This is a genomic window from Legionella clemsonensis (genome assembly GCF_002240035.1).
In the GTDB taxonomy this organism is placed as follows: domain Bacteria; phylum Pseudomonadota; class Gammaproteobacteria; order Legionellales; family Legionellaceae; genus Tatlockia; species Tatlockia clemsonensis.
In genome coordinates this window covers 2,791,468-2,813,172 of sequence record NZ_CP016397.1, presented here as the reverse complement: position 1 = coordinate 2,813,172, position 21,705 = coordinate 2,791,468, and the positions used below count along the sequence as shown (strand labels likewise).

The window sequence follows — 21,705 nt, the reverse complement described above, 5'->3', positions numbered from 1 at the left end:
AAATGATGTACTATTCAGGACCTGATCTTGGTGTCGGCATAAGTTACATGAGTGCAATTGGTCAGCAAATACTAAATAACATTGAAGATTTTGATTTTATTGAAGCATATACAGAACGTTTTTTTATCAGGGAACAAAATAGTAAATTAAAAGAGATTCTAAAACACAAGCCGGTTGTTCTGCATGGGTTAGACCTTTCTTTAGGTTCGCCTGAACCAGTCGATAGAACCTATTTTGATAAATTAGAACAAGTTATTAATGAAACACCGTGCCACTGGTACAGTGATCATATTAGCCTCACTAAAATTGAACAAATTGAAGTTGGACATTTAATGCCAATTAGTTTTGAGGATCAAAATATTGAAACGATAGTATCTAAGGTTCAAAAATTAAATCAAACTATTAAAAAACCTTTTTTACTAGAAAATATAACTTATTACTATCAAATACCCTCTTCCAATATGAAAGAGTATGAGTTTATTTCTAGAATTTTAAATGAAGCAGAATGCGGAATGCTTCTTGATTTAAATAACTTATATTTAAATTCTCTAAATCACAATTATGATCCTTATGAGTTTTTAAAAAATATACCTATTGAGCGAATTGTAGAGATACATCTAGCAGGCGGATCGTTTAAAGAAAACATGCATGTAGACACTCACGCTAACGCAATTGCTAATGAAGTTTGGAAATTATTTGAGTATGCAGCGCGTACAATACCTTTTCGAGGTGTAATTATTGAACGTGACGCTAATTTTGAACCGTTTTCAGGTATCGTTGACGAGGCTAGAAGAGCGAAGTCAATTATAAAAAAATATAAACAGCCTGCTAAAGTGTTACTGTGAGTGCATTATGTTAGATTATCAAACCAATGGATTCTACCTTGCAAAAAATTATTTTGATACTTCAGAATTAGAACAACTTATAGCCGGAGCCAATTACCTTAAAGAAATTCCAGAAATTATTAATGGACCTTTAAAATATTTTGAAAAAAGTCAAATTAATGCTTCTATTATATTAAACCGGGTGGAAAAATTCTGTGAATATCTGCCATTAATAGATGGAATCATAAGAGGAGATAAGCTACTTAATTCTTTAAAGGAAATTACGGGTAAACAATATACTCTATTCAAAGAAAAGATTAATTTCAAATTATCTGGTGGCGGGGGCTTTAAACCTCATCAAGATGGTGCAGCCTTTAAAAGCTTCGTTGATGATGAGCTAATTACTCTTATAATTCCAATTCATAATACTAGTAAAAGCAATGGTTGCTTTCAAATTTCAAATAAAAATTTTAAAAAAAAACTGCTTCCTCACAGGGAGGGAAAAATAGCATCTGAAGGATATGAGGAGGATGTAATAGAGAACTGGCAAAATGTATTATTATCTCCAGGTGATGCGTTTTTCTTTTCTTCATTCTTAGCACACCAGTCGTTTAATAATTTATCCACATCAGATAGAAGCTGCTTTTTTATTACTTATTCACCTGCAGAGTATGGAGACTTAAGAACACAATACTTTATTTATAAACGGGAAAACTTCCCTCCAAGAATTGAACGAAACGAAAACAAAGATTATGAAAACTGGCGACAAAAATTATCCAGAGAGATTTTTTAATCTCTTTCAATAATCACTGATGATAATTAATTTGACATATCTTTTTATACATGAAGAGTTAGTTAAAGGATCCAATATGCTGTGTGATCTTAAAGAAATCCAAAAATATATAAATACTAAAGAATACTGCTTACATCCGGGTATGAATAGTGAGTACTATTTTCACCCAGAAGAGGATTTTTTAAATACTGAGCTACTCCGGCAATTTGTAGATAATAACGGATTTGCAATAGTACAATTAAATAATAAGTCATTGCGATCACTTCTAAAAACACTTGCATTTTACTTAGGACCTCCGATGAAAGATTCCGGAGTCTATAAAAAATATATAGCAAAAGTTCAAGCAGCTAAGAATGGTAAATTCTATGTCAATTCTAATATGTCTCAGCCGTTACATACTGATGAAGGGTATACGAACATATTTCCACGCTATGCTTCTTTGTATTGTTTGCAACAATCCAATCAAGGAGGAATAAGTACAATTGTGCCCGTAGAAACATTGCTGAACGCTTTATATAATAAATTTGGGAATCAGGTCGCAAAACTATTCCAAGCGGATGCATTAAGCATAACAACAAAGGCCGGCACCTCGAACAAACAAATTCTTTTCACTTTAGATAATGGCTCAATCGGAATGTCGTATTCACCTTTTGTACTGAATTGGAGAGCTACAGCACCTATTTCTGACATGATTATATTTATTAATGAATTTATTCATGACCCATCAAACCAACATCGGATTGCTTTGCAAAAAGATCAGCTTCTTGTAATGGATAATTGTAGAATATTTCACGGTAGAACTGAATTTAATAGTCAAGACAATAGACTCCTCCTTAGATTCTGGAATAAACGTATTGCTGTATAATTATGTCAATAATTAATGTTTTTATAATTAATATACGCAAACAAAAACTTGGTTTTTTATTGTTGCTTATCTCTTCATTATTTGGTGCGCTTCAACAATGTCTTACTCCTTGGCTAATTAAATTTATCTTAAATAACTTTCAATCTAAAAATTATAATCACATTCCACTACATTCATTTTTATCAGTTTTTCTCACTATCTACTTAATATCGGAACTCATTATAAGGAGCCAGGGGATACTTATCGCTAAAGTTATTCCTGGTTTCAAAGAGAATGTAAAAAACTTCTTCCTTCAAAGGATCCTAAATAAAGATTATGGGTATTTCATGGACAATCTTCCTGGAACAATAGTACAAAAATTACAAGACTTTACCTCTTCGTCCGAGAGAGTATTACAAATTATTATTTTTAATTTTTTCACAATCATAGTTAGCTTTGTTTTAATATCAATTTTATTATTTTTTATAACACCATTTTATACTTTTCTTATAACTGCATGGTTTGTTATTCATATTTTTTCAACCTACCTTAGATTCAATCAGTCCATAAAGCATATAAAAAATCACCATTCAATACACTCTAATATATCTGGTAATTTAAATGAGTTACTTTCAAAAATTATTACGGTCAAAGTATTCAATGGAGAGGCATTTGAGCTAGGAAAAATAAAAAAAAGCTTTTATTTAGAAAAAAAATCCTTACAGAAAGCACAAATATATTTTGAAAAAATCAAAATATTTCAAAGCATTCTTTCCATTCTCCTAATATTTATTTTGGTTTCGCACCAGTTAAATGGACTATCAAGGGGAAAATTCCAAGCTGGTGACTTTATATTTGTTATCTTTATTACATATAACTTAATTAATTATGTATGGTTCAGTTCATTTCAACTTACAATATTTATTAGAGAAATTGGCATTATAAAAAATTCTTTTTCTATTTTGATACAAGGCAACCAGGACCCTCATTACACTGTACAACATCAATCACACACCGAATTAATAAGTAGCTCACCAATTCTTGAAATAAAAAATTTATGTTTTTCAATTAAAGATTATAAAAACATAATTAATGATTTATCACTAAAAATAAATTTCAATCAAAAAGTTCTTTTAAAAGGAAATTCTGGAGCCGGTAAATCAACATTGGTAAAATTATTAACTGGCTTACATACAAACTATTCTGGCAATATCTATATTGCTGGGATTAATATTAAAACCATACCAAGAGAAGAATTGAAAAAGCTAATCGTTCTAATTGAGCAAAATCATTTGCTCTTTAATAGAACCATTCGAGAAAACATATGTTATAACAATCCTAATTATACAGAAGAGCAATTATTCACCGCACTTAATCTGGCATGTTGTCATAATTTTATCAACACACTGCCTAATGGAATTGACACCAAAATAGGTGAAGAAGGTATATTGCTCTCTGGAGGACAGACACAAAGAATTGCGATTGCAAGAGCAATACTAGCTCAACCAAAAATTTTGATACTTGATGAATCGACTTCTGGTTTGGAAAAAAAATTAGAATTACAAGTGATCAGTAACTTAATGACTATAAAAAAACAGACATTATTAGTTATTAGTCATTCTAGTGAGATCCAAACACTAATGAATAAGCATATTTTAATGCCCGACAGAAAACCATCTTATTTTCCCTTAATTGAAGAGACAATATGCTAGAAAACACTTTTTCTAATAAAAATCGTTTCAACCGATTATATTGCAAATACCGAATAAAAAATTATGTTAATAAGACATCTGAATTTTTAACCCGGCATAAATTACTACTGGCTTTTGCTATTTGTTTATTAGTACCTGGCATCCACAATCTACCTAAAATTGGTATACCATTTTTTGCTATCGTTGATCCTACAGCAACGATACCATTAAAATTACTGTGTATTGGAAGTATCTTAGTTTTCTCACTTATTTTAACCAATGCTCAAGCCAATTTTATTACTGGCGGACAATTAAGAGAGTATTTAAATAGTTTTGATATCTCACTAGACACCCATAAAAAAATAGATTTTCTACTGTTAGCACTTTCTCTTAATTTTATATGGCTTTCGATTGCTTTAGGAGTTGTGTTTATCTATACCTCATCTAGCAATGCCAGCATGGCATTTTCTCTTTTCTGTTTATATTTATCCTTTATGGTTAATTATTTAGTGTTATTATTAAGTAATTTATATGGCAATAAAAAGCACATCCTACTGCTACTTTGCAATTTAATGGTTCTTGTTTTCATTTCTTCTTCAAAAATAATTTTGATAAATTATGTGGGGGCGATTTTAATAAGCTATTTCAGTTTATTTCTTTTCTGGAAAACCAAGCCTTTGGGAAAAGCCAATAAATCGGGGCAATTAACTAACAAAAAACAACACCCTAATTCATTAAAATTTTATTTTACAATTCAATATGCTGTCTATAAGCAGCATAAGAAATTGTTTCTTCACAAAATTCTATATTCTACACTGATTAATATTTTTTTGATTTACTTAATAGTCGCACAGCATTTTAATTTAGATAATATTGGTTTTTTTATAACCATTATAGGGGTTAATAGCTACACTCTATCTACCTTGTTCTCCGTTTTCCAAGAGGAGGAGAATCATCACCAGTTATTTCACGTCCTATTTCCATACCAAAATTATTTTAAGTATGGAAAAGAAATAATACTAACTTTTGTACTTTTTATAATTACCGGGTTACCTTTTTTATTATACCTAGCAGTAGAAAAGAGAACTCTGTTTATGGTCATTTTTACCGCCTTTTTGAGTAGTTTCATGCCACTAGCAATCAATAGGGCGCTATATAAATTGTCACTTCGTTTCTGTTTATTTACTTCACTAATAAATTGTATGTTATGGGTTATGGTGCAGTATTGGATATTAGGAGTTATTTTTGAACAGTAATATACGCTTAACGAATGTCTGTAAAGGTTACGGACATCATCAATTGTTGAACCAAATTACTTATCAATTTGCGAAGCATATTTATCATATCATTGGTAGTAATGGGGTAGGCAAATCAACTCTCTTGCGGCTTTTAGTCGGCTTAGAACGTCCTGATACCGGCACAGTGACCCTTAATGAGACCTTGGCAGTAAGTGAGCAAAATGTAATGGCTAAAAATATCCATTATGTACCAGATGACTTGGAAGTATATCCTTTTTTAACGGGTCAAGAGTTTATTAATTGGATTGCTCAAGCCAGGACCACCGATAGCCATGAGATAGAAACTATAATTACCAAATTCCAATTAAACAAACACTTAAATACAACAATTTCAGCCATGTCTTTTGGCACTAAAAAGAAATTTATCTTAGCTACAGCGTTAATTGGAAATCCTAATTTTATCATTTTAGATGAACCATTGAATGGCTTAGATCTAAACTCCCAATTGGTTCTGTTAAAAATTCTGGAAGAGAAATCAAAACAGTGCGGCCTTATTCTGACTTGTCATGAAGAGGATAAAGTGTCGCTACTGCGTCCACTTATATTGCAATTGGTCAATAAACAATTAAATGAATTAAAGCTTCAGGAAAATAGCATTGTATGAAAGCATTAATTGTCGCTCATCCTGATGATGAAGTTATCTGGTTTCCATCAAAGTACTTTGATTTAATTGTTATTGCTTTCCTTGCTCGTCATGATAAGCCCTATGCCGCCCTGTGCAGAAGACTTGCGCTTCAGGAGCATCCTTTAAAAGAGAGAATTCTATTACTAGAGATTGATGAATCTGGATATTGGAAAGATAAAACCAGAGAACAACAGTTTAATGAGGCAAAAATTAATCTTTATCACTCATTACTGGAGTTGAAAGACAAATATACTTTTACAGAAATTTTTACCCACAATTCAGTTGGTGAATATGGCCACTCTGATCATATTTTAGTTCACGAATTAGTAAAAAAAGTTTTTTGTGGCAGTAAGATATTTTGCCCTGCGATACCCGAAACCCGGCTTAAAAATTATAATTATGTAAGCATGAATAGCGATATAGAGTTTTATAACGAGACGAAGGACATTTATATTAAGAACAAAGCTTGGACATGGAAAATAGATTATGTTCCACCAAAGGAGCTTATATTTCATTTAAACGAGAATTAAAGGCGTGATTACAGCAAAAATTGCATCCATACCAGAACGGGTTCATCAGCTTGAGTTAACTATAAAACTATTTTTGGAGCAAGTAGATAAAATAGAGGTCTATTTAAATAACTATGATAATGTTCCGGTTTTCTTACGACATAAGAATATACAAATATTTACAAGCCAAGAGTTTGGAGAAAGAGGTGATATAGGTAAATTTTACCAAGTTGAAAGAGCTTTCGGTTATATATTCACTTTAGATGATGATTTGATTTATCCAGCTGACTATGTGAGCACATTGGTAGATAAAATTGACACTTATAAAAGAAAAGCATTAATTTGTGCTCATGCTAACATTCTGCCTAAAAGAAAAATTTCATCTTATTATAAAGATAAGCAAGGTATTCACTTTGCAAAAAAATTAGTAAAGGACACGCTGGCTGATATCCCTGGTACAGGGACCCTCGCTTTTCATACCGATAATATAAAGTTGAATCACACTATTTTTTTAACGCCTAATATGTCAGATATTTGGCTTGCCATCTATGCCAAACAAAATAATATCCCTGTTATATCCGTTTCCAGACCAGATCTTTGGATAAAACAGGCCATAGGCAATGCGTTTGAAAAATCAATTTATGCTTTTTATCACCGCAATGATGCCTATCAAACAAACATTGTAAATAAAGAATTAATCCAACTCCAAGATGCACTCAATGAAAATGATGCGATGGACATCATTTATGACTAAAAGGTTTCATCATCAAGTCTTTGCCAATCAGCCTGAAAGCAGGGGCAGTACCTGGGCTTATCCATTTGAATCAGGACAGGCAATATTCATGTTCCTTATGATCCGATAACAGGTAAACGTTATTGCAGATTCCCCACAAAATGGACATTGTGATAAAAACTACTGATCAATATGCAGAAATTTAGAGACTACGATGTTTAGTGTTATATATTACCCTTCGGGAGATCGTCGTATTTGAGTACGACATTGTACGACACAGTACGCCAGTTGTAGGAAAAACCCGCGGCAAAATTTATAATAAAATCAAGTAGTTAAAAATGATTAAGCTGACTCATAATCCGTTGGTCCTAGGTTCAAGTCCTAGTGGGCCCACCAATTAAAGCCACTTTTCAGATGATCAGGCAAGTGATCAAACAGCTTATGTTGTTCATCTCAGCTCAATGGATTAGGTTTCTTTTCCCATTTATAACTTTGGCTCTACCCCAAATGTAGGGGCACTTTAATGGGATAATAGTAATCTAACTCTTTGATTCCGCAATCAAAAGAGGATTAAAGTGCCGAGAAAAGATATTATCCTAAATTTACCTGGCTATACAATAGTCAAGGTGACAGGAAACAATCCTGTTTATATTCAAGTAAGTTATAATGGAGTTGTACGGTGTATTTATTGCAATGGAAGACGATTAAGGAAAAAAGATAGTTTTGAACGCAAGATACGTCATGAATCGATAGGATTGCGTTATAGCGATTTACTTATTAAGTCGCATAAGTTTCAGTGCTATGGGTGTAAGCGCTATTTTAATCAGCGTTTTCCGGGGATAGGTAAATACCAGCGAGCTACAGAAAGCTTGCGTAAAGAGGTGTTTCACCATCATACAGAGGGTGTTAGTCAAAAGGATTTAAGCCGTCATTTCCATACAGGCAAATCAACGATAGAACGTTGGTATCATTATGGTTATGAACGGCAAGAGAAACGGATTACATCACCCTTATGTCCTCGTGTATTGGGTATTGATGAACACTCGTTTACAAAGAAGCAGGGCTATGTAACCACCTTATGTGATTTAGGTAAGCATAAGGTTTTTGATATTGTTAAAGGCCGCTCAGGGCGAGATTTAGAGGCTTATTTTAAAACATTGGAAGGCAAAGAGCGTGTACGTGTCGTGTGTATCGATTTAAGTAGCAGCTATCGGGCTTTGGTGAAACGCCACTTTCCTAAGGCCAAGATTGTGGCTGATCGCTTTCATGTCATCCGATTAATTAACCAACTGAGCATGCAAACCTTTCATCAAATTGATCCCACAATGAAGTATCAAAGAGGCACACTCATGGCTTTGAAGACAAAGCCAGAGAATCTAACGTCATTACGTTTAAGCAAACGCGACCAATACCTGAAACAACAACCCGCGATTGCTGCGATTTATGATTTTAAACAACAGTTGCATGAACTATTAACTAAGAAGCATTGTACAGCAAAAGAGTGTAAACGCTTATTACCGCAATTCTTGGAAATGGTTAAAGAGTTAAGGCAAAGCGCTTTTCAATCGCTTAGAACTTTAGGAAATACACTATTTAAATGGAGAGAGGAAGTCGTTAGAATGCTGGCTCTACCCCAAATGTAGGGGCACTTTAATCAGATTATAGTAATCTAACTCTTTGATTCCGCAATCAAAAGAGGATTAAAGTGCCAAGAAAAGATATTATCCTAAATTTACCTGGCTATACAATAGTCAAGGTGACAGGAAACAATCCTGTTTATATTGAAGTAAGATATACTCGAGTTGTGCGTTGTATTTACTGCAATGGCAAGCGATTAAGGAAGAAAGATAGCTTTAATCGAAAGATACGTCATGAGTCTATCGGATTACGTTATAGCTATTTACTTATTAAATCGCATAAGTTTCAGTGCTATGGGTGTAAGCGCTATTTTAATCAGCGTTTTCCGGGGATAGGTAAATACCAGCGAGCTACAGAAAGCTTGCGTAAAGAGGTGTTTCACCATCATACAGAGGGTGTTAGTCAAAAAGATTTAAGCCGTCATTTCCATACAGGCAAATCAACGATAGAACGTTGGTATCATTATGGTTATGAACGGCAAGAGAAACGGATTACATCACCCTTATGTCCTCGTGTATTGGGTATTGATGAACACTCGTTTACAAAGAAGCAGGGCTATGTAACTACCTTATGTGATTTAGGTAAGCATAAGGTTTTTGATATTGTTAAAGGCCGCTCAGGGCGAGATTTAGAGGCTTATTTTAAAACATTGGAAGGCAAAGAGCGTGTACGTGTCGTGTGTATCGATTTAAGTAGCAGCTATCGGGCTTTGGTGAAACGCCACTTTCCTAAGGCCAAGATTGTGGCTGATCGCTTTCATGTCATCCGATTAATTAACCAACTGAGCATGCAAACCTTTCATCAAATTGATCCCACAATGAAGTATCAAAGAGGCACACTCATGGCTTTGAAGACAAAGCCAGAGAATCTAACGTCATTACGTTTAAGCAAACGCGACCAATACCTGAAACAACAACCCGCGATTGCTGCGATTTATGATTTTAAACAACAGTTGCATGAACTATTAACTAAGAAGCATTGTACAGCAAAAGAGTGTAAACGCTTATTACCGCAATTCTTGGAAATGGTTAAAGAACTAAAGCAAAGCGCTTTTCAATCGCTTAGAACTTTAGGAAATACACTATTTAAATGGAGAGAGGAAGTCGTTAGAATGCTTCGTTTTACTAAGAATAATGGAATAACTGAAGGGTTTCATCGAAAGATGAAATTGATTCAACGCAGGGCTTATGGGTTTAGAAATTTTGAAAATTATAGATTAAGAGTTAGAGTGCTTTGTGGATGAGTAAAGTGCCCCCGGATTTGGGGAAGACCCAGAATGCTTCGTTTTACTAAGAATAATGGAATAACTGAAGGGTTTCATCGAAAGATGAAATTGATTCAACGCAGGGCTTATGGGTTTAGAAATTTTGAAAATTATAGATTAAGAGTTAGAGTGCTTTGTGGATGAGTAAAGTGCCCCCGGATTTGGGGAAGACCCTTTAGATTTTGCACGTAGCTCCCGAAGAAGTCCCGAAGTGGGTTTCTTGGGATTTAAGGTATCAAGTGTAACTGATTGATTTTACTGATTTTAATTGGTGGGCCCACTAGGACTTGAACCTAGGACCAACGGATTATGAGCCATCAATCTCTATTTTAACCACTTGATTTTATTATGAAATTTGCTGCGTAACAACCACTACAAATGGCGTATTATGGCGTACTGCGTCGTACTCAAACACGCAAATCTCACGTGAGGCTATTTTAGCTTCTTGTGAAGTAAATTATCAATTATTTATTAAAATGACTATTTGTGACGTAATATTGTGCTATAATAAAAAATGACTATTTATGACGTTATGGTAATCAGCTATGAACCGGAAAAACCATTACAATAATACTTTTCGTGATGAATTAAGAAAAAAGATTGATCATATAACCAGCCGTGTATTTTCGCGGGGTGATTTAATACAAGATCATTCTAATCAAGTTCAATTAAAATTAAATCGTGCGCTGCGTACATTTATGGACGAGGGTATTATCATTAAAATTGCACACGGTTTATTTGCCAAAGCCGAGCCTATGAGTATCCCTGGTAGGAAGATACAAGCTGTGCTGACAGAACCCTTTGAAACAGTCGTGACAGAGGCACTAGATAAATTAGGAATTAAATGGGAGTTAGGAAGTGCTATCCGCGATTATAATGCGGGAAAAACTACCCAGGTGCCAGCTGTTTTTAGTGTGCGATTAAAAAGTCGATATCGTGGTTCTATTCATGCAGAGGGTAGAAAACTGATTTTTGAAGGTGGTATCAATGCCAGGTGAATTAAATGAACAGCAAATTCGTCAAACTGCTATTATCTTAGGATTGCCTGCAGATTTATTCGCAAAGACTATTTCGTTACCAAAGCAATTCGCTTATTGGTTGGAATATCTAATGATTATTTTGAGTTGGTATTTCAAGGAGGTACTAGCCTTTCTAAAGGTTATGGAGTGATTAGCAGACTCTCGGAGGATATCGATTTCCGAGTAATTTCTAAGCCTGCTTGTCTTAATTTAGGTAAAGATGCAAGACGACGAGAGTTGCGATTATTCCGGCGTGCTTTGGTTGAATCATTAATCAATGCTGGCTTTAATGTTCAACCACAGGATGTTAAGGTCTTTTATGAAGGACGATATATGAGTATTCGTGCTTCATTTGATGGTGCCCAAGGCATTGTTTATTTGAAGCCCCATATTGCCATTGATTGTTTTCTTGGTACGTTGGAGTTAAATCCTGAAATTCGGAACATTTCTTCAATGGTTAAAGTAACTTTAGGTGATGCAGAATGTGATCACCATTATTTTCCAGTTCCTTGCGTTGCCTTAGATGAGACCGCAGCGGAAAAATGGGTGGCATTGTCACGCCGAATTGTAGATGCAAATCAAACCGCGCGCGACTCAGATAAGCACTTAGTCAGGCATTTGTATGATCTTCATCGATTGCAGCAACAAAATTGCCTTACAGAAAATTATTACCTTGTACTGGAAAAGGTCTTAGAAAAAGAGCAGGAGATGTTTGGCTGTGAATCTTCTGATAGCGTATATGAGAAATCAATATCAGCATTACATTACCTTCGCTCAGATAAAAAGTGGGAAGAGCATTGGCGATTTTTTCTGGAGCAAATGGTTTATCAGTTAGAAAAACCTGGTTTTGAGCAAGCTATAGCAACGGTGGAAAAATTAAACTCAAGGTAGCAATAAAAGCCCCAAAGAAGGGGCTTAGTAGCTAGAAAAAACATGCGTTTGACCATCTGCTTCTACCGAAAAATAATCGTTTATAAATAGATCACGTGCAAAAGCTTCGTAATCAAAATAAAACAGCAAATCCTCCGGTATTGCACCTCTGTAGCAGTCATCAAAAAGCGCATGGGCGAAATCAACTTCACTATCATAAGCACCGTGGTAATTTTCCTCTAACATCCTCTCAGCGTCCTCAATAGAGTAGTAGCTAAAAAGTTCAGCACCTAATTCTCCATGATTCATAATGAAGGAGGCAAAATCAGCAACATCATTGATGCTGTCATACTCGCCAATTTGTGCACCACCAAATCCTTCAAAATCATGGATCGCAAATTCCTCTGCATTCTCAATGGGGCTGTTAGCCAACAGTTTATGAATTTCATCATAAATAGTGCTTACATCCTGAGTTGCATCAATCCATTCTCCGTGTAGTATGCCATTGTTATATGCCGCAAGACATGCAACATAAATTTGAGGTGTATCCATTTTAAGACTCCTTGTAAAAGAAGTGCTATTCCCTAAGCAGAAATAAGCACTCCTACTTAGGGTTAAACTAAATTGAGCTGAGGATGTTGAGCTTCTAAAAGAGAATGCAATTTCTTGCTTAGCCGTTTAATTTCCTCTATATCTTGTGCTGATAACTCATCGCGCAAGGTATGAAATTCATTAATACAACAAGCTAAATCAAAAAATACATATTCCTTTCTTGAGATAGTAGAACTCACATTTTCCATGATTTTCTCCAAAAATTGGGAAAACCACCCCATCAGGGAAGTTTCTCCCAGATGATTAAAAAATGAGTCATCCATACTCGATTACGACAAGTCTGGTTGATTCGCCTAATTTTTAAAGAACAGCCGTTCGCAAATGAACAATTGCGAATGGATAAACAGGTTTAAAACAAGAGTTTTAATGTGGTTTCACCCTGGTGGGTGATCAGTGATCGAAACTGAGGTTCCCGACTTAACGTTCTGCCATAAGATTAGGGAATGATAGTGGCTCTTCACAAGACCGATTGCGGTTTCAACAGGCTCTCACTGGCTCTTCAGTTGTGCTATATACCTAGTACTATAAACTGTTACAACAGACAAATCAATCGAAACGTGTTTTATTTTTGAATTAATAACACGTTTCGATTTATTTCATCCGCAATAAATTCTTGTTATTGATAAGCGAGAGTGTCCTAATTCAAGGCTAATCATTTGACGTGCTTTTCTATCCATGGCTTTTTCTATTGGATTCATGTCCTGAAATTTTTTCCCTCCTTCAAATGGGCATACCATTCCTTTATTTTTTGGATCAAATAATTGAGTTAGCTCTGCATATCGTCTTTGGGCATAGGCGTGTCTTAAGCCATGCAGTTTACTAACCCCCATGATTTTTGATTGTTCTTCATAATGACTTAAGTGCTGCTTATAGGTTCTATTTGATGGTATGAGCGACTCCCCAGTCTTGACCTGCTGAGAAACTTTTATTAACCATTGCCGTTGTGTCTCATTTGTTATATTTAATGTTCTGCCTATGCCTCCTTTTGTCCAACTTGGCTTAATCGTCAAGCTATCTCCATGGTGTGCTTCACTAAGCGTAAATTTCATGGATTCTTCACGCCTTAGGCCAAAAAGCATCTGACCCTCAAGGGATAATCTAATGTAAGGATCGGTGCACCTGGATAGATCAATATGATGAATTGATTTGTTGATTGAGGATATATAAGAGCGTTGACCGATGTTATAAGCACTATTTTCTGGCTTAATGAGCTTGGGATTATCCAATAGACAAGCTGTTTTGCGTAGTTTGGCCATATAGTTTTTAATTGTTCCTGTATTTTTCCCCTCAGATTTCCAGTGTTCTACTAACACGTAGATATGTTTTGCTTTTAATCCTTTTACATGGCTAATTTTATAGCCAAGCTCATGTAAATCTTTCACACATCGAAATAGCATGTGACGCATGTCTGATTGACTGGCATAGGAGTGGTTATATGCTTTTTTAACCAATTCATTGATTGAAAATTTTGCCGAACGCAATTTTGTATTACTCATGCAGATAACTCCAAAGCGTGCGTCTGGATTGCAGCCCCATTTCACGCATGATTGTTTGTTTCGCCAGGTAAGGGGACAAGATTTGACACAGTTCTGGATACATACTCTTGGCATAAAAACAGCGGTAGCTCTTTGATGATGACAGGCCTATTTTTTTTATTTCATGGCTGTACGCGCCTCGTACAGAATGATACCCATAAGTTAAAATCAAACTTTGTTCTTTGCAAAGTGCTTGAAGTGAGTTATTTACTTGAGCTTGCTTATCATTTCTAACAGGGATCCTCCGGTCATGGCTGTTTGTGGCAATGTCTCTTGTAATCCAAAGTGAATTTTCCAGGATATGAATGGCAGGATTTAAACGCATTGCTTCGCTGAACGTTAATCCAAAATAAATTTGGAATTCGAGCAATATTTTTGCAATAGGATTTTTTATCGTTTCAAAACTATTATTTGGAAAGTGGATTGTCTTGGAACGAAGATTAGCGCTTTTAATTCTCAAATGTTGATTACTAATGTCAGGGATTGTATGGTCAATGCTCTGGAAAAATCTACGAATGATGGTCATATACTTCATGATGGTTTTGGGCTTGATCTGCTCTTTTTGCCAATGCCCAACAAGTTGCATAATATGATCAGGAGTAATCCCATGCCATTTTGGGGGAACATGCCCAATATGATATAAATCACGAATCATTTTGTGTAATACAAAATGTCGGTGCTTTTTAGCACGGAATGAACCGGTGTGATCATGATAACAATACTGATCTACTTGTTGTCTGAGCTGATTTTTTCTCATCTATAAACCTCTAAAACTATTTGCCCTGGTATTTGTTTAGTGTTGGTAGAGCGGCCTGCAAGATTGCAGTACCAGGCATATAGCCTCAAGGCTCAGTTCAGGGGCAAATCAGTTTTAAACTGCAAACTTACATTGACCTGATTACATAGCTACTTCTTTGTTTTAGGGTGGTGACCTCCTTAGGTTTTAATGGGTTTAAATACAACAAAGCCTATACGAGCCATTGTTGCGCATGGGCAATACAGAAATGGTATTGTGAGGTTCAATTCTCAAAGAATTGCATTGCATTTATTGCAATAGGTTCTGCGAAGTACAGATGGTGTTTTGTTCTCGACTTATCGTTCTGCCACAAGATTAGAGAATGAGAGTGGCCATTGCATAAGACCTATAAGGTTTCGCCGGAGTCGCACCGGTCTCGTCAGTTATGCTTAATATTACATTAGCAAAACGATTTGTGTTGGACAAGGGCTTTTAAATGATTATTTTGAGCAATCGCGTTGCGTGCGCTTGCTCAATGATGAATAGTAGACTGAATTTATTGAAAAATTTCGCAGCCCTTCGGCTGCGTCACTGCGGATAAATCCTCAGTGACGCAGCTCGCAAATTTGTTTGCCAGATAATCTAAACTATAAAGACAATATTTAGTTGGATAAATTATGGCTAAACAAAGGAAGCGGTCAGTTTTTTCAATTAAAAATGAGTTAATAAAAAAATCACAAGAGGCGGCTTTGGCCGCAATTCAGCTTTACAATAATCCTCTTATAACATTTAAATCAGAATCATTTATTGTTCTGATGAATATTGCTTGGACATATCTTTTACATGCTTATTTCAGAAAAAATAATATTGAATATCGATATTATAACAGTCCAAAATCCAGAAAAATTTTTATCAAAACCAAACATGGTGCCTATAGATATTGGGAATTAGAAAAATGTTTAAACCATGAGAGTTGTCCTCTAGATAAAACTATCAAAGATAATTTGTTATTCTTACTTGGAATTAGGCATGAAATTGAGCATCAAATGACGAATAAAATTGATTCGTTTTTTAGTGCAAAATTCCAAGCGTGTTGCATAAATTATAATTCTACATTGAAGAATTTATTTGGGAATAACTATGGACTTGAGAAAATTACTCCGATTGCATTACAACTGTTTTCTTTTGGTGAAAGTCAAGTTGATGAACTAATAGAAAAAAAAGAATTGCCTAAAAATTTACTGGATTTTATTTCAGATTATGAAACAGATTGTGATTCTTTAACTGATTCAAGATATAGCTATCGTGTCATTTATATGCGGATAAATGCCAATCATGAAAATCAAGCTGATAGAGCTTACCGATTTATTGATGAGAAATCAGCCAGTGGAGTGGAAATTGATAATATTCTCTTTAAATACAAACAGCATAAAAAACTAACTCAAAATGAGGTAATAGATATTATTAAAAAACAAGGGAAGAATTTTAATAAAACAATTCATCAAAATTTATGGAAAAGATTGTGGAAAGATGCAAATACACGGAATATGCAGGCAAAACAATATGGAGAATTAGTCGTTAATAATCAGTGGTTGTGGTATCAAGAAACTTGGATTCCTAAAATTTTAGAACTGCTATCAGAATAGTTTCTTTTTAATTAACTCCGAAATAGTACAGTTTCAATGCACTCAAATGTTAATGTTGTGCTATTAAATCCATTATATTATTCTAGCGGGGCAGGATTTATTTAAAGTCTTGTTTGGAGTGTTGTTTTATTTATAAAGGATGTAATTGTGAAAAAATTGATTTTTATTATATTGTGTTTTCCTTCGATGATTTCTGCAAATCCAGCTCAAGAAAGTAAGAATATAGAAACATTTAAACAGTTGTGTAAGAACGCCAAAGATGTTTCTATGCGAGAGCATTATTGCAAACTTCTTGAACAACAAAAAAAAGCAGAAGCAATATTTAAAGATTTTGAGAAAAACAAATCATCAACTTAGTCATGGGATTTTGAATAATTTTTATGGCATTGTCAGATATAGTGGCTTTACAAAAATTCAATGCCATATTCTAAAAGAATTCAATTCATTCAGCCCAAAATAATTTTGCTTAGCGATTGGTTAGTGAGCTTTTGTTTTTGTTTCATATGGATAAAATATGCCTGATCAGTCTCAAAGCATCCTGCAAGCCGGAGTAATTTCAAAGTTGCTATCAGTTGGTCATAAATCTCGAGCAACTCAGCTAATTTAATACTTAATGGGTTACATACAATTATCTTTGGATGAAACAGCACAACAAAATTGATTTGTTTGCCCTTAAACTCTTTTTTCTTAGCAAGCAATTCTTCAAATCGCCTAATTTCAGATGCAAATGCATTGGTTAGGGAATTGAGCTGTTGTTCTATCTCATGCAGCATCTTAAGAGCCATGAGATTTTGCTTACGATTTTGCCCAATGACAATATTCATCTTTTTCAAAATAACATCAATAAATAACCTATCCCCACTGATTTTTCTCTCAAATAATTTATACACTTCACGGGTACGAAGGTTTAAAGTAATTTCTGCTTTCATATTAATCTCCAAGGTTATCATCTAATTGGTTAATTGCACGAATAGCGCTTTTGATATCCTTGGGAGCTAATCCATCGTTCACAGGTAAGGGTATTCTTACTTTGTACAGCTCTCCGCCATTCACTAAAACAAAGGCCTGCCCTTTGGGCAATGAGATAATGTCATTGACATCAATCATAGGTACTGCGGTAGTTTGTACTCGATCTTCATTGGTGGTGTTAAAATAAACGCCATCTTCGCCATGAGGTGTGTCGTTGACCATGGAGACTTGAGTGTGCTCGACCACGCCAATTTTTGGTAACACTTTAACTAATAAATTGGCTGTTTCTTCATTTTTAACACGTAACATGATGAGGGTGTTTAGATTTCCTTCAGTCACTTCTGCTTTCGCTTTTGAACCTAGTGCCACCTCCATATCTTGTTTGGTTTGAGCATAAGCTGTGACTTGGAAACCAGCTCCACCAGCTTTGTTTAAAATTTTGACAAACGAGTCTTGGATAATTTCAGAAAGCTCATCGCAATGGAGATTGAGACGGTAACTAGCGTTACTTTCCTTATATATTTTTCCAGCTGTGGATACTAAATCTGACAAAAAGGCTTTACCTACTGCTTGGGCGATATTGGGGTTTGTCAGGCTATCCAGCCCGATATAGATGACTTGCTTGTTTTTTATTGCGCTCATCAATTCGATTTCACAGTTGCTTTTACGAAATGAAAAGATCCTTGAGGCATTACTCTTATTAATCTCTGATAATACAGGGCCAACACTGGCTGTGATTTTATCGTAATAATTTTTATCCATGATGGCCGCATCAAACAGATCAATGAGTACTTGATCATGAAGGCTTTCAACGTTGCCTGAAGTGATGGTTTTACTGATATGCTCTTGTAAATATTTCACCACCGCCTTTGAGCGGCTCATAGGCGGCGGTGTATTGCCGTATTTATCTACCCGGCAATCATTATTAGCGATGATTTCTTCTATTTTTTCATGATAATTTGGATCATGTGTGGGGAGTATGGCATCAGAGTAGGCCATTAGTAGTTGATCCAATCGATTGATGTAAAACCCTATAGAAGTATAAGAAATAAGTTGTTTCATTTCTTCAAGGCAGATAGCTACAATGTTGATATATTTCCAGGCAAAGGCTGCAAACTGTTTTCCTTCGCCCTCAGCTTGAATCGCATCGGTAACACGTGTTGCAACCTCACTAACTTGATCATAGTTTTTGAGCGGATTGTAGTGAGCAGACAATTCAGGAAAACCTAAATGCACCACTCTAAAATCATGTAATCTGCCACTAGCCTTGCAGGCTGAGTACATATCACGAACTAAATCTAAATCTCCTTTGGGGTCAACGACAATCACTGCATCGCCATTTCTAATATCTTGATTAATTAGGATACTTGCTAGACGTGTTTTGCCAACTCTAGTTGTCCCGACTACAAAAGTATGACCAACTCGCACCTCCTGCGGGATATAGACAGAACTGTCTTTTTCACCTAGCCCATGTAGGTATGAGCTGCCACCTACAGGTGGGTCAGGTTTAAATGGATTGAATCTTGATGGGGTATTAAAAAGTTGGGTCAATAATGAACTTTCGTGGTTTTTGCAATAATCACGTACTTTGCGATAGCAGGTATTTCGTTGCATAAATAATTCATTTCTAATTTGTTTAATTTGATGTAATCGCTGCGTATGATGAGGCAACCAACGAAACCCTTTCCCAAGAAACAACCATTTCTTGGATAATGGCACTTCCGTGGTGGACAAAGCATAATAAGGCATAGCAATAAGTCTGCGGTGATAACACTTGATGCGGAAGGCCTGGTATCCTCTAACTAGACCCAATGTCATAAGGCTAAGTGCTGCATAGACTCCCATGTTTTGTGTGAGTAGAAACAGGTGTGGTTGAGTGACAGTAAGCCATGCCAGTGAAACACAAGTTAGAAAGGTATAGAATTCAGTGGGTTCACGCAAAAGATTTTCAACGGGATATTGACTCATGATTTATCTCCACCACATCAGTAATTCAAAAAAGATTAGTGCTGTAAGCAGGTAATATTTTGCTTGTAAAGCCACTTTAATTTGAGCTTCATCAAGTTCATCTTGGCGTTGGTTTATCATGACTGTAATCAGTTTTGGCCAAGCCCAATACAGAGCTAGATAAAACAGCATATGGCAGAGTAAAAAGCCTACTTGATGGATTTTGAAAAAGTCATTCATGCTGCTAATTTCAGTACTAAATTGCATCAATTGAGGTGCTAATAACAAAAGTAATACCACTGGCAGAATGAATTTGCTTATGCCTATAATGGATTTATAAAACCATTTATTTAACATGGAAAAACTCCTTATGATTAGTAAGAACACCCCAGAACAGTCGGTGGTTTGGAAGGGATTGAAAATATTTGGCAAGATAAGTTTTCTTGCTTTGCAAGCGATTGTTGCCTTTGCTTCCGATGAAAAAGATAAACCACACTATGTTGCGGGGAAGGCAACCGAGCTTTATGAAGATGGTGCAATCAGTGGATCTGAATACGCCAGACATATTCATGGAGACTAAATTCATTTTACTTTCCCCATGCTGGCTATTTTTGCCCCTTGCTTGATGGTATCCACACCTGAGTTAGCAACTTTGTTACTGTGTTGTGCTGCGTCATTAACCAATGCACCAAGAGCTGCTCCTGCTTCCCCACCAAAATGACTGGACAGTTTTAATAGCAACATGGGTGCAATAAAGTAGAATAAAACCGCCATATTGCGCATGGCTGCAATGGCATCGTTTTGTCCTAAAGGATCAAGCACACTGCGTTCGACAAAGCCCACCAGATGCCATAGGTATTGCAGGAATATCGCCATTATAAACAGACCGCAAATACTGCCTAACGCCTTAGGGTTATAACCACTTAGAGCCAAAATCACAGGAGTCAAGATAATCAGGAAGAAATACAAAAAGGCCTGCATGACAGGTAGCGTTTGCATAATGGCTTCACGCTTTAATGGCGTTGATGTCCATGATTTTGTTAATTGCCCAATATTTACTAACCCATGAGAAATGGCACCACCAAAAGCCCCATTGGTGTTTCCCATTAGGTTTTTCATACTGTTAGCCTGCATTTCGCGACTGTCATTAAGCAACATCTTGGCAATGTAGTCTTCTGAGCTTAACTGCGAACCCCAGGCTTTGGGATGGTTATTTTTGAATGTGCGTACCCTGTCTAAAACCGCATAGTAATTCAGGTGGCTGTCAAAGACACTGGCGTTATTGGCTACTTGCACCAAATCTGTTTTGAGCTTTTTCCACCATTGATTGCAGGTGGGATAGCCTTGCTCTGGCAGATGTTTGGCATCAATATCACCACGTTCTGCTGCTTTTTCGAGATTTTTGTTGGGGGCTTCGTTAAAGGTAAAGCCAGCTACGGGTTGTCTTGCGTAAATTTTATCATAGTATAGTGTTTGATAGACTTTGGAACCCACCCATTTCAAATCTTCCTCACCACCGTATTTTTTTAAAATGTCATTGACCTTAGTTTTATCGTGCGGTTCATTGTGATATTGGCTTCTGGCCTCAAGGAAGCATTGTCTGTGAAAATTCAATGCTTGTTCACGTACATCGGCAGGTAAATAGGTGGAAATTAAATCGCCTTCAATCGCCTGTAAGCTGTCGGTGCAACCGGTCACTTTCATTAAGCCGTAGGTAATTCCTGACATATAATTTTGCAAAAGTGCAAAACCAATAGGCATTTTGACATTGGGGGTCAGTACGTCTGCAAATGCTTCATCATAAGTAGTACCTGTATCTTTTAACGTAGAGGTTTTTGCATCTGTTCCTTTTTTTATACCGCACATAGGCTTAAAACTCATGGCTTTTTCTTCCAATGGCACACAGGGGTAGATAAAGATGCCGCAAATCAAAAAAGTAATTGCCAATTCATAAAGAAAATGATTCAAGGCATATTCTGCCGCGTGATGTGTAGCACCAGAAGGTGCCAGCACATTTTTTAAGAATCGATACCCTACCATAAGAAAACCAAGGTATAACAAACCGGTTTGCCACAGGGCATTAAAAATAACCTCATATTGCTGCCAGCCTAAATAGGTGGTGTACAAGGATAAAGGGCTAAATACAACCATC

Annotated in this window: 23 protein-coding genes and 2 pseudogenes; 17 read left to right on the top strand and 8 right to left on the bottom strand. The window is 35.7% G+C overall.

From position 1 onward, the window contains the following. Positions 1 to 2 precede the first annotated feature (2 nt). The 14 genes and pseudogenes from clem_RS12390 to clem_RS12330 all read left to right on the top strand — a co-directional run bounded on the left by clem_RS12390 (position 3) and on the right by clem_RS12330 (position 12,129). Positions 3 to 845 carry a multinuclear nonheme iron-dependent oxidase gene (locus tag clem_RS12390; RefSeq protein WP_094091840.1) on the top strand — a complete coding sequence of 281 codons (843 nt, stop codon included), beginning with the start codon at positions 3 to 5 and terminating at the stop codon, positions 843 to 845. 7 nt (positions 846 to 852) lie between these two features. After that, positions 853 to 1,617 (top strand): phytanoyl-CoA dioxygenase family protein, encoded by a 765-nt coding sequence (locus tag clem_RS12385; protein WP_094091839.1) that lies wholly within the window; start codon positions 853 to 855, stop codon positions 1,615 to 1,617. Between the two features lie 76 nt (positions 1,618 to 1,693). Continuing rightward, positions 1,694 to 2,482, top strand: coding sequence for a TauD/TfdA family dioxygenase (locus clem_RS12380; protein ID WP_157698245.1), 789 nt, complete (start codon positions 1,694 to 1,696; stop codon positions 2,480 to 2,482). 2 nt (positions 2,483 to 2,484) lie between these two features. Continuing rightward, positions 2,485 to 4,173, top strand: a complete 1,689-nt coding sequence (locus tag clem_RS12375; protein WP_094091837.1) for an ABC transporter ATP-binding protein — start codon at positions 2,485 to 2,487, stop codon at positions 4,171 to 4,173. Beyond that, on the top strand, positions 4,167 to 5,408 hold the full coding sequence (locus tag clem_RS12370) for a hypothetical protein (protein ID WP_094091836.1): 1,242 nt from the start codon (positions 4,167 to 4,169) through the stop codon (positions 5,406 to 5,408). Before clem_RS12375 ends, clem_RS12370 begins: the two co-directional genes overlap by 7 nt. Further along, the gene (locus tag clem_RS12365) at positions 5,398 to 6,054 is read left to right on the top strand and encodes an ABC transporter ATP-binding protein (RefSeq protein ID WP_094091835.1); all 657 of its coding nucleotides are present in this window, start codon (positions 5,398 to 5,400) and stop codon (positions 6,052 to 6,054) included. Before clem_RS12370 ends, clem_RS12365 begins: the two co-directional genes overlap by 11 nt. Continuing rightward, positions 6,051 to 6,605, top strand: a complete 555-nt coding sequence (locus clem_RS12360; RefSeq protein WP_094091834.1) for a hypothetical protein — start codon at positions 6,051 to 6,053, stop codon at positions 6,603 to 6,605. The genes clem_RS12365 and clem_RS12360 overlap by 4 nt, the downstream gene beginning before the upstream one ends. A gap of 4 nt (positions 6,606 to 6,609) precedes the next feature. Next, positions 6,610 to 7,338 (top strand): hypothetical protein, encoded by a 729-nt coding sequence (locus tag clem_RS12355; RefSeq protein ID WP_094091833.1) that lies wholly within the window; start codon positions 6,610 to 6,612, stop codon positions 7,336 to 7,338. A 554-nt stretch (positions 7,339 to 7,892) separates the two neighbouring features. Continuing rightward, positions 7,893 to 8,939 (top strand): annotated as a pseudogene (locus clem_RS12350) (ISL3 family transposase); the annotation flags it as partial. A gap of 83 nt (positions 8,940 to 9,022) precedes the next feature. Further along, on the top strand, positions 9,023 to 10,198 hold the full coding sequence (locus tag clem_RS12345) for an ISL3 family transposase (protein WP_094090993.1): 1,176 nt from the start codon (positions 9,023 to 9,025) through the stop codon (positions 10,196 to 10,198). A 30-nt stretch (positions 10,199 to 10,228) separates the two neighbouring features. Beyond that, positions 10,229 to 10,363, top strand: a pseudogene (locus clem_RS12340) (transposase); the annotation flags it as partial. 401 nt (positions 10,364 to 10,764) lie between these two features. Then, on the top strand, positions 10,765 to 11,217 hold the full coding sequence (locus clem_RS12335) for a hypothetical protein (protein ID WP_094091831.1): 453 nt from the start codon (positions 10,765 to 10,767) through the stop codon (positions 11,215 to 11,217). Then, the gene (locus tag clem_RS15180; protein ID WP_232505482.1) at positions 11,207 to 11,389 is read left to right on the top strand and encodes a hypothetical protein; all 183 of its coding nucleotides are present in this window, start codon (positions 11,207 to 11,209) and stop codon (positions 11,387 to 11,389) included. Before clem_RS12335 ends, clem_RS15180 begins: the two co-directional genes overlap by 11 nt. Further along, positions 11,386 to 12,129, top strand: a complete 744-nt coding sequence (locus clem_RS12330; RefSeq protein ID WP_232505481.1) for a nucleotidyl transferase AbiEii/AbiGii toxin family protein — start codon at positions 11,386 to 11,388, stop codon at positions 12,127 to 12,129. Before clem_RS15180 ends, clem_RS12330 begins: the two co-directional genes overlap by 4 nt. Positions 12,130 to 12,153: 24 nt before the next feature. Here clem_RS12330 and clem_RS12325 read toward each other — a convergent pair whose 3' ends face one another. The 4 genes from clem_RS12325 to clem_RS12310 all read right to left on the bottom strand — a co-directional run bounded on the left by clem_RS12325 (position 12,154) and on the right by clem_RS12310 (position 15,012). Next, a complete protein-coding gene (locus clem_RS12325; RefSeq protein WP_094091830.1) occupies positions 12,154 to 12,660 on the bottom strand; it encodes an antirestriction protein ArdA in 507 nt (168 codons plus the stop codon). 62 nt (positions 12,661 to 12,722) lie between these two features. After that, positions 12,723 to 12,983: a hypothetical protein gene (locus clem_RS12320; protein ID WP_094091829.1), complete on the bottom strand. Its 261-nt coding sequence runs from the start codon at positions 12,981 to 12,983 to the stop codon at positions 12,723 to 12,725. A 333-nt stretch (positions 12,984 to 13,316) separates the two neighbouring features. After that, a complete protein-coding gene (locus clem_RS12315; protein WP_094091828.1) occupies positions 13,317 to 14,216 on the bottom strand; it encodes a phage integrase N-terminal domain-containing protein in 900 nt (299 codons plus the stop codon). Further along, positions 14,209 to 15,012: a phage integrase N-terminal domain-containing protein gene (locus clem_RS12310; protein WP_094091827.1), complete on the bottom strand. Its 804-nt coding sequence runs from the start codon at positions 15,010 to 15,012 to the stop codon at positions 14,209 to 14,211. The genes clem_RS12315 and clem_RS12310 overlap by 8 nt, the downstream gene beginning before the upstream one ends. Before the next feature lie 656 nt (positions 15,013 to 15,668). Between clem_RS12310 and clem_RS12305 the strand changes: the two genes are divergently transcribed. Beyond that, complete coding sequence (locus clem_RS12305) at positions 15,669 to 16,637, top strand: DUF3644 domain-containing protein (RefSeq protein WP_094091826.1); 969 nt, start codon at positions 15,669 to 15,671, stop codon at positions 16,635 to 16,637. Between the two features lie 147 nt (positions 16,638 to 16,784). After that, the gene (locus tag clem_RS12300) at positions 16,785 to 16,994 is read left to right on the top strand and encodes a hypothetical protein (RefSeq protein WP_094091825.1); all 210 of its coding nucleotides are present in this window, start codon (positions 16,785 to 16,787) and stop codon (positions 16,992 to 16,994) included. 89 nt (positions 16,995 to 17,083) lie between these two features. Here clem_RS12300 and clem_RS12295 read toward each other — a convergent pair whose 3' ends face one another. The 3 genes from clem_RS12295 to clem_RS12285 are packed head-to-tail and all read right to left on the bottom strand — an operon-like array spanning position 17,084 to position 19,910. After that, the gene (locus clem_RS12295) at positions 17,084 to 17,566 is read right to left on the bottom strand and encodes an AcaB family transcriptional regulator (protein WP_094091824.1); all 483 of its coding nucleotides are present in this window, start codon (positions 17,564 to 17,566) and stop codon (positions 17,084 to 17,086) included. A gap of 1 nt (position 17,567) precedes the next feature. Next, complete coding sequence (gene traD / locus clem_RS12290) at positions 17,568 to 19,574, bottom strand: type IV conjugative transfer system coupling protein TraD (RefSeq protein ID WP_094091823.1); 2,007 nt, start codon at positions 19,572 to 19,574, stop codon at positions 17,568 to 17,570. A gap of 3 nt (positions 19,575 to 19,577) precedes the next feature. Beyond that, positions 19,578 to 19,910 carry a hypothetical protein gene (locus clem_RS12285; protein WP_094091822.1) on the bottom strand — a complete coding sequence of 111 codons (333 nt, stop codon included), beginning with the start codon at positions 19,908 to 19,910 and terminating at the stop codon, positions 19,578 to 19,580. Between clem_RS12285 and clem_RS12280 the strand changes: the two genes are divergently transcribed. Continuing rightward, a complete protein-coding gene (locus clem_RS12280; protein WP_232505480.1) occupies positions 19,909 to 20,133 on the top strand; it encodes a hypothetical protein in 225 nt (74 codons plus the stop codon). The genes clem_RS12285 and clem_RS12280 overlap by 2 nt on opposite strands. Positions 20,134 to 20,135: 2 nt before the next feature. Here clem_RS12280 and clem_RS12275 read toward each other — a convergent pair whose 3' ends face one another. Beyond that, positions 20,136 to 21,704: a conjugal transfer protein TraG N-terminal domain-containing protein gene (locus clem_RS12275; protein WP_094091821.1), complete on the bottom strand. Its 1,569-nt coding sequence runs from the start codon at positions 21,702 to 21,704 to the stop codon at positions 20,136 to 20,138. Position 21,705: the final 1 nt, after the last annotated feature.

Bases quoted from the DNA above. Each gene is read 5' to 3' on its own strand.
- clem_RS12325 (WP_094091830.1), bottom strand. From the start codon at position 12,660: ATGGATACACCTCAAATTTATGTTGCATGTCTTGCGGCATATAACAAT.
- clem_RS12295 (WP_094091824.1), bottom strand. From the start codon at position 17,566: ATGAAAGCAGAAATTACTTTAAACCTTCGTACCCGTGAAGTGTATAAA.
- clem_RS12320 (WP_094091829.1), bottom strand. From the start codon at position 12,983: ATGGATGACTCATTTTTTAATCATCTGGGAGAAACTTCCCTGATGGGG.
- clem_RS12305 (WP_094091826.1), top strand. From the start codon at position 15,669: ATGGCTAAACAAAGGAAGCGGTCAGTTTTTTCAATTAAAAATGAGTTA.
- clem_RS12335 (WP_094091831.1), top strand. From the start codon at position 10,765: ATGAACCGGAAAAACCATTACAATAATACTTTTCGTGATGAATTAAGA.
- clem_RS12390 (WP_094091840.1), top strand. From the start codon at position 3: ATGATGTACTATTCAGGACCTGATCTTGGTGTCGGCATAAGTTACATG.
- clem_RS12375 (WP_094091837.1), top strand. From the start codon at position 2,485: ATGTCAATAATTAATGTTTTTATAATTAATATACGCAAACAAAAACTT.
- clem_RS15180 (WP_232505482.1), top strand. From the start codon at position 11,207: ATGCCAGGTGAATTAAATGAACAGCAAATTCGTCAAACTGCTATTATC.
- clem_RS12380 (WP_157698245.1), top strand. From the start codon at position 1,694: ATGCTGTGTGATCTTAAAGAAATCCAAAAATATATAAATACTAAAGAA.
- clem_RS12360 (WP_094091834.1), top strand. From the start codon at position 6,051: ATGAAAGCATTAATTGTCGCTCATCCTGATGATGAAGTTATCTGGTTT.
- traD (WP_094091823.1), bottom strand. From the start codon at position 19,574: ATGAGTCAATATCCCGTTGAAAATCTTTTGCGTGAACCCACTGAATTC.
- clem_RS12370 (WP_094091836.1), top strand. From the start codon at position 4,167: ATGCTAGAAAACACTTTTTCTAATAAAAATCGTTTCAACCGATTATAT.
- clem_RS12310 (WP_094091827.1), bottom strand. From the start codon at position 15,012: ATGAGAAAAAATCAGCTCAGACAACAAGTAGATCAGTATTGTTATCAT.
- clem_RS12385 (WP_094091839.1), top strand. From the start codon at position 853: ATGTTAGATTATCAAACCAATGGATTCTACCTTGCAAAAAATTATTTT.
- clem_RS12275 (WP_094091821.1), bottom strand. From the start codon at position 21,704: ATGGTTGTATTTAGCCCTTTATCCTTGTACACCACCTATTTAGGCTGG.
- clem_RS12280 (WP_232505480.1), top strand. From the start codon at position 19,909: ATGGAAAAACTCCTTATGATTAGTAAGAACACCCCAGAACAGTCGGTG.
- clem_RS12285 (WP_094091822.1), bottom strand. From the start codon at position 19,910: ATGTTAAATAAATGGTTTTATAAATCCATTATAGGCATAAGCAAATTC.
- clem_RS12315 (WP_094091828.1), bottom strand. From the start codon at position 14,216: ATGAGTAATACAAAATTGCGTTCGGCAAAATTTTCAATCAATGAATTG.